2 protein-coding genes are annotated in these 8,207 nt (G+C 60.4%); one reads left to right on the forward strand and one right to left on the reverse strand.

Features of this window, described 5'->3' with window-relative positions:
- Positions 1-256 precede the first annotated feature (256 nt).
- Positions 257-1,051: a helix-turn-helix transcriptional regulator gene (locus JFT86_RS19380; protein ID WP_201237950.1), complete on the reverse strand. Its 795-nt coding sequence runs from the start codon at positions 1,049-1,051 to the stop codon at positions 257-259.
- A 487-nt stretch (positions 1,052-1,538) separates the two neighbouring features.
- Here JFT86_RS19380 and JFT86_RS19385 point away from each other — a divergent pair, with 487 nt between their 5' ends.
- On the forward strand, positions 1,539-7,952 hold the full coding sequence (locus tag JFT86_RS19385; protein ID WP_201237951.1) for a non-ribosomal peptide synthetase: 6,414 nt from the start codon (positions 1,539-1,541) through the stop codon (positions 7,950-7,952).
- The last annotated feature ends 255 nt before the right edge of the window (positions 7,953-8,207 follow it).

The following is an 8,207-nucleotide window of genomic DNA, read 5'->3' on the forward strand; positions in this document are numbered from 1 at the left end:
AAATCCTCAGATCACAGGTAAATCCCCAGATCACAGATAAATCCCCAGATCACAGGTAAATCCCCAGATCACAGATAAATCCCCAGATCACAGATAAATCCCCAGATCACAGGTAAATCCCCAGATCACAGGTAAATCCCCAGATCACAGATAAACCCCCAGATCACAGATAAATCCTCAGATCACAGGTAATTCCCAGGCCACAGAAAGATCTCTCTCCACAGTGTTAACAGGTCAGGAAATTCAGCGGTTCAGCTCACGCCCCGGCCATCCATTTCGCCAGGCCATGCCGGCCACTGACACCCAATTTGGCCGTGGCGCGTTTGAGATAGGTCTCGATCGAGCTGTTCTTGACCCGCAGCTTTTCCGCCATGTGCGGTACGGTGCCGCCGGTCAGCAGGCCCAGGCAGACTTCTTTCTCGCGCGCCGACAGAACAACGTCGCTCAACATCAGGCGCTCGTCGAACACCAGCGCAAGCGGTGCCTGATCCAGGTCGATCGAGGGCTGGCGCGGTTGTTTGGCGATGGTTTGTCGACTGATTTGCGCATGTCGCTCAATCAGCGGCAACAGGGTGTCGGACAGGCTCTTGAGAAACGACAACTCCGGCAGGGAAAACACCCGTTGGGTATGCGGACGGTAAAACGAGATGACGCAGCGGCGGTTGGACGTGCGCGACACCAGATTGCACTGGTGGACGCTGTGTTGCGGGTGGCAGGGCAGAAGCGAGGCTTTCAACTGGATCAACAGTGAATCATTCATCTCGATCATTTTTTGCAACAACGGGTGATCGTCCGGGCTCTCCAGAGAATCCGGCGGCGGGAAGGTTCGTGCCGGACCGGCACTGCCCAACGGCTTGATCTCGACCACGCTGGCCTGACGCTCATCCAGCGTCCACTCGGTCAGATCGACCCGATTGACCGGCACCAGCGTGTCGACCAACTGGAACATGTTCGTGGCGAAGTGATCATCGCCCGTGCTTGCAATCAGTTCCCCCAATTGCCAGTAGAAGTGCGGGTTTTCCTTGTTGCGAATGCTGCCGGTCAGATTCATATCCTTGTCATCCCTGGTACAGAGCCATCACTGAATCGTCTGCCGTCTATATAAAAGCCGCCCACGCAGTCATTTCTCCTTGAACATGATCTGGAGCGGGATTTAAGCCTATGGATTTGTCCTACGTCTGTAGGGGAAAACAGGGACACAAAGTGCCACTATTTCTGAATGTTGGCGCCGGGGTTCTGACGGGGTAGTCGGCTAGAAAATCGGTCAGCGTGACTATTCAGTCACTGTAAGGGCCCGCAAACTCGGGAGATCGAGTTCCACGATCGTCGATCCTCGGGCAAATGGCGGCATTCGCATGTGGTTCTTTTCCTACAAGCTTTTCAGTATTTCCTCTCCGAAAACTTCGACAAGACCTATGCGAATCAGGCCGATATGTACTGTCGGGCGCGGCTGGGGAGGTAGTTGTCCGGGTTTCGGGTGTCATGTCGGCGCCGGGGCCGATGCTTGAATACGGGCAAAACATCATGAGAAGGATCTTATGCCGCCTATTTCTGCCACTGCGGCGGACACCTCGTCCGCTTCGCCCGTGACCTTTCCACTGACCGCCGCACAGCTGGACATCTGGCTCGATCAATTGAGCCGGGGTGACTCGCCGCTGTACAACATCGGCGGATACATGGAGTTGACTGGCCCTCTGGACCCGGCGCGGATGCAAGCGGCGCTCGAGTGTCTGGTGGCGCGTCATGACGCGATGCGCACGGTCCTGTTGCCGGGTGCCGGGGCCGACGGATTGCCCTTGCAGCGGTTTGCCCCTTCGTTGCCTGCGCCGATGGCGACGCATGATGTGTCCACAGATCCCGATCCTGAAGCGGCGGCGCGGTCGTTGATTCAGGAGCGCATCGATGAGGTCTTTGTACTGGATGGCGGACCACTGTTCCGCTTTCTGCTGATCCGCTTCGACGATAACCGGCATTGGCTTTCCATACTCGCGCATCACCTGATCGTTGATGGCTGGAGCTTCGGCGCAATGCTCGATTCCCTGGACGAAATCTATAATGCATTGGCAGTCGGGAACCCCGCGCCCGATTCGGCGCCTTCCTATATCGACTTCATTGAGGATGATGCGCGCTATCGTCACTCGCCACGTTATGCACTCGACCGCGCCTATTGGCTTGATAAATATCAGTCGATGCCCGAGCCGTTGCTGGTGCCGCGTTATCAGCAGGACTTTGCCGGCAAGGACGTACAAACGCGGGTGTTCGCTCGGGAGTTGGCGCCCCGGTTGCATGAGCGTATGAAACAGGTGGGCCGTGATCTTGGCGCTTCCGCGTTTCATGTGTTGCTGGCCGCCTTGCATGTGTATTTCAGCCGGACTGCACAGCGCGACGAATGGGTTGTGGGGCTGCCGATACTCAATCGCTCCGGCGCCCGCTACAAATCCACGATCGGGCTGTTTGCCCAGGTCAGTGCGGTACGGATGGGTTTTGGTCGCGAATTGTCGTTCGGTGAGTTGATCATGGCCATCCGTGATGAGCTGAAGAGGGATTTTCGTCATCAGCGCTTTCCCCTGAGTGAGATGAACCGTGCCCTTGGCCTGCTGCGCGAAGACCGCGGGCAATTGTTCGAACTGACCGTGTCCTATGAGCAGGATGCCCATGAACATCGTTACGGCGAAGCGTTGGCGCGAGTGATCAAGGTCTCGAGTCTGGAGGAGGCCACTCCGCTGGCTGTCCATTTGCTGAGCAACGACGGTAACGACAGCGCCAGCCTCTACCTGATTTACAGCGAAGCCTATTTCACTGCCGACGAGATTCAGGCAATCGCTGAGCGCTGGTTACTGATACTCGAACAAGGTCTCGAAGAACTGAGTCTGTCGGTGCTCGATTTCAGTTTGAGCACAGCGGCAGAGTCAGTCCTGTTGCAGCAGTGGAATGCGACGAACGTCGTGTACCCACCTGCGCAGAGCATTCACCAGCGAATCGAAAACCAGGCTGCTGAGCGCCCGGAGACACCGGCAGTGATTTATCAGGGGCAGGCGCTGAGCTATGCCGAGCTTAACCGGCAAGCCAACTCGCTTGCGCATCAGTTACTCGAACTCGGCGTGCAACCGGATGACCGGGTGGCAATTGTCGGCCGCCGCGGGCTCGACACGCTGGTTGGCTTGCTGGCGGTTCTGAAAGCCGGAGCCGGTTATGTGCCGATCGATCCTGCGCATCCCTCCGAGCGTTTGAACTATCTGCTCAATGACAGCGCGCCGGTTGTCGTCCTGACGCTCAGCGACCTGCGTGCACGTCTGCCGAAACTGGATGTGCCAGTGATCGAGCTGGATCAGCGCGAAGGGCCGGCGGACAACTTTGCCAACCCGAGCGTGCCCGGCCTGACCACGGCGAACCTCGCTTACGTGATCTACACCTCCGGTTCGACCGGCCAACCCAAAGGGGTGATGGTCGAGCACGGGACACTGGGCAACCTGGTTGATTGGCATTGTGACGCCTTTAATCTGCGCGCCGGTCAGCACACCTCAAGCCTCGCCGGTTTCGGTTTCGATGCCATGGCGTGGGAGGTCTGGCCGGCGTTGTGCGCGGGCGCGACCCTGCATCTGGCCCCCGCCACTGGCAGCAACGAAGACATCGACGCGTTGCTCGACTGGTGGCGCGCGCAGCCGCTGGATGTGAGTTTCCTGCCGACACCCATTGCCGAGTACGCCTTCGCCAGGCATCTCGACCACCCGACCCTGCGTACGCTGCTGATCGGCGGTGATCGCCTGCGTCAGTTCAATCGGTCGCAATCGTTCGAGGTGATCAACAACTACGGCCCGACCGAAGCGACGGTGGTTGCCACTTCGGGGCGCATCGAAGCCGGGCAGGCGCTGCACATTGGCAGACCGGTGAGCAACGGCACGGTGTACCTGCTCGATGAACAGCAACGTCCGGTGCCGATTGGCGTGACGGGCGAGTTGTATGTCGGCGGCGCCGGCGTCGCCCGGGGTTACCTGAATCGTCCGGAACTGACGGCCGAGCGCTTTCTGCGCGATCCGTTCAGTGATGATCCGCTGGCGCGTATGTATCGCACCGGCGACCTCGCACGCTGGCGTGCCGACGGTAACCTCGACTATCTGGGACGCAATGACGATCAAGTGAAAATCCGCGGTGTGCGCATCGAACTCGGCGAGATCGAAACCGCGCTCGTCAGCCATGATGCCGTGCGGGAAGCGGTGGTGCAGGTGCGTGACGGGCAACTGCTGGCGTGGTTCATCGAGCATGAGTCGCTCGACATCAATGCATTGCACGCCCATCTGAAAACCCGTCTGACCAGCGCCATGTTGCCGAGCGCTTATGTGCGCCTGACGGCGTGGCCGATGACTGCCAACGGCAAGCTTGATCGCAAGGCTTTACCGGCGCCGGGGCCGGAGGCATTGATCCGCCGCGAATACCAAGCGCCGCAGGGTGCAGTGGAAATGGCGCTGGCGCAGATCTGGGCCGAATTGCTGCAAGTCGAACGGGTCGGTCGCCACGACCATTTCTTTGAGTTGGGCGGGCACTCATTGATGGCCGTGATGCTGATCGAACGTATGCGTCAGCTCGATCTGAGCAGTGACGTCCGGGTGCTGTTCAGCCAGCCGACGCTGGCAGCGCTGGCCGCTTCGGTGGGCACCGGGCGTGAGGTAGCGGTGCCGGAAAATCGCATCGCAAGCGATAGCACGCATATTACCCCGGAGCTGTTGACGCTGGTGCAACTGGACCAGCCGACCATCGACCGTGTCGTCGCCACGGTACCGGGCGGCGCGGCCAATGTGCAGGACATCTACCCCCTGGCACCCTTGCAGGAAGGCATTCTCTACCACCACATCACGGCAGCGCAGGGCGACCCGTATCTGCTGCAATCGCGGCTGGCGTTCGACAGTCTCGAGCGGGTCGAGGCCTTCGCCGAGGCGTTGCGTCAGGTCATGGCGCGGCATGACATTCTGCGCAGCGCCGTGGTCTGGGAGGGGCTGACTACCCCGGTACAGGTGGTGTGGCGCGAGGCGATTCTGCCCGTTCAGGAAGTGCATCTCGACCCTGCCGATGGCGCGATCATCGATCAGTTGCACGCGCGTTTCGATGCCCGGCGCTATCGCCTCGACGTCAGCCAGGCTCCGATGATTCGTCTGGTGTATGCCCGTGATCCGGCGCTCGACCGGGTGGTTGGCATTCTGCTGTTTCATCATCTGGCGATGGATCACGTTGCGCTGGAAGTGATGCGCGGCGAGATGCAGGCCAGTCTGTCCGGTCAGGTCCAGCCGCTGGCTGTGCCGGTGCCCTATCGCAACTATGTGGCGCAGGCGCGCCTGGGTGTCAGCGAACAGGAACACGAGGCGTTCTTCCGCGAGATGCTGGCGGATATCGATGAGCCAACACTGCCATTCGGTTTGCAGGAAGTGCAGGGCGATGGTCGCGGCATTGACGAGGCTCGGCAAATGCTTGATGACGGTTTGTATCAGCGCTTGCGCGCTCAGGCGCGGCAGGCCGGCGTCAGTGTCGCCAGTCTGGTTCACTTGGCGTGGGCGCGGGTGTTGGCGGCGACTTCCGGTCAAGAGCATGTGGTTTTCGGCACCGTGCTGATGGGGCGCATGCAGGGCGGCGCGGGGGCTGATCGCGCCCTGGGAGTGTTCATCAATACCTTGCCGCTGCGCATTGATGTTGATACGGCTGTTTTGCCCGGGGTGCAGGCGACCCATGCGCGATTGACCGCGCTGCTCGGGCACGAACACGCCTCGCTGGCACTGGCTCAGCGCTGCAGTGGTGTTGCATCGCCGTCGCCATTGTTCAGTGCGTTGCTCAATTACCGTCACACCGATCCGAGTGAACTGCTCGAACCTTCGGATCAAGCCTGGCAAGGCATTGAAACCCTGGCCAATGAGGAACGCACCAATTATCCGCTGACGCTGAGCGTGGATGACCTGGGCAGCGATCTGCGGCTGACAGCCAGAACCGTCGCGGAGATTGGTGCGCAGCGAATCTGCGTTTATGTACACGCAGCTTTGAACGGGCTGGTGGCGGCATTGGAACAGACACCGCAACAGCCTTTGAATCGCTTGCCGATTCTGCCGGCCGAGGAGTTGCAACGGTTGCTGGTCCAGTTCAACGCCACCGAGGTTGCTTGCCCGTTGGAGCAGCCGATTCAGGTGTTGTTTGAACAACAGGCTCGTCTCAAGCCGGATGCCATTGCGCTGCAATCCGAGCAAGGAGAGCTGACTTACGGCGAGCTCAATGCGCGTGCCAACCGACTGGCGCATCATCTGCGCGAACAAGGCGTGCAGCCGGATACGCGCGTGGCGATCTGCGTCGAGCGCGGACTGGATCTGGTGGTCGGTCTGCTCGGCATTCTCAAGGCTGGCGGGGCCTATGTGCCGCTTGACCCGGACTACCCGCTGGAGCGTTTGACCTACATGTTGCGCGACAGCGCGCCGATCGCCGTGCTGGTGCATGCCGCCACCCGCGATCTGCTCGGTAAGCGCGAGGTGCCGCTGATCGATCTCGACCGTGGCAGTTGGCAGTACAACCCCGAGAGTAATCCGCAGGTCCCCGGGCTGAATGCCTCCAGTCTTGCTTACATGATCTACACCTCCGGCTCCACTGGCCTGCCCAAAGGCGTGATGATCGAGCATCGCAGCGCCTGCAACATGGTGCACTGGGGCTCGCAGATCAGTCCGCCGACCGAGCACGGCGCGCTGCTACAAAAAGCGCCGTTCAGCTTCGACAGCTCGGTGTGGGAGATCTTCTGGCCCTTGTGTTCCGGCCTGCGCCTGGTGCTGGCGCGGCCCGACGGCAACCGCGATTCGGCTTATGTGGTGCAGACCATTCGCGAGCATCAGGTCACGGTGGTCAAATTCGTTCCGGCGTTGCTCCAGCAGTTCATCGAGCAGGACGACGTCGAGCAGTGCACCAGCCTTACCGATGTACTCAATGGTGGCGGAGAACTCAGCGCTGCGCTTGCCCGTCAGGTGCGTGAGCGCCTGCCGTGGGTGCGTTTGCACAATGTCTACGGCCCTACCGAAACCACAGTCGACAGTACCGGCTGGACGCTGGAGCCGGGTAATCCTGTGATGGACAGCGTGGTGCCGATCGGCAAGGCACTGAGCAACACTAGGCTGTACGTACTCGACGCCCACGATCAGCCAGTGCCGTTGGGCGTCAGTGGCCAGTTGCACATCGGTGGCGTTGGTGTTGCGCGTGGCTATCACGGACTGCCCGACATGCAGGCCGAGCGCTTCGTCGACAGTCCATTCGTGCCGGGTGATCGGCTGTACCGCACCGGCGATCTGGTGCGCTACAAAAACGACGGCAACCTCGAATTCCTCGGTCGCAACGACTTTCAGGTCAAGTTGCGTGGTTTGCGTCTGGAACCCGGTGAAATCGAAGCGCGGCTGATCGAGCATCCAGCAGTGCGTGACGCGGTCATCATGGTGCGCGATGAGCGTCTGGTCGCTTGGTACACCGTGCGTGGCGGTGTTGCTACGCCAGATCTGGAGACGCTGCGCGCGCATATGCTGGAGCGGTTGCCGGAGTACATGGTGCCGGGTGCTTTTGTGTTGCTGGATGCACTACCGCTGACGCCCAACGACAAGATCGACCGCAAGGCTTTGCCTGAACCGGGAGCAGAGGCGGTGCTCAATCGCCCGTATCAGGCACCCGAAGGCGAAGTCGAAGCGGCGTTGGCGCGGATCTGGGCCGAGGTGCTCAACGTCCATCAGGTCGGGCGCCACGACAACTTCTTCGAGTTGGGCGGGCATTCGTTGCTGGCGGTGAGCCTGGTTGCGCGCATGCGCCAGACCGGGTTGCACACCGACGCGCGAGCGCTGTTCAGTCAGCCGACGCTGGCGGCACTGGCGGCCAACACCCGCAGCCAGGCACAGCAACTGGAAATCCCGCAGACCACCATCCCGAGCCTCAACCGCAAACGCCGGCTCTGAGAGTTCAAGCGGTAGGCGCTGCCACGGGCTGCGATCTTTTGACTTTGATGTTTTAAAAACAAGATCAAAAGATCGCAGCCTGCGGCAGCTCCTACGGTGGGATTCAAAGGGTTACGGCCTATGGGGAGACGGATTGTCCCTGCTTCCCATGTCAGCTCCCCAGGCCCCGATGTTTTAGTTTTTCCAGGCTGCGCGCATCTCGCACGGACTCGCGGCTGCGCGCTCCTTTTTCTCGTATTTACAGCAGGTTATCCC

Source organism: Pseudomonas sp. TH06, assembly GCF_016651305.1.
Lineage (GTDB): Bacteria > Pseudomonadota > Gammaproteobacteria > Pseudomonadales > Pseudomonadaceae > Aquipseudomonas.

Coding starts and splice junctions, on each gene's coding strand:
- JFT86_RS19385 (WP_201237951.1), top strand. CDS start 1,539: ATGCCGCCTATTTCTGCCACTGCGGCGGACACCTCGTCCGCTTCGCCC.
- JFT86_RS19380 (WP_201237950.1), bottom strand. CDS start 1,051: ATGAATCTGACCGGCAGCATTCGCAACAAGGAAAACCCGCACTTCTAC.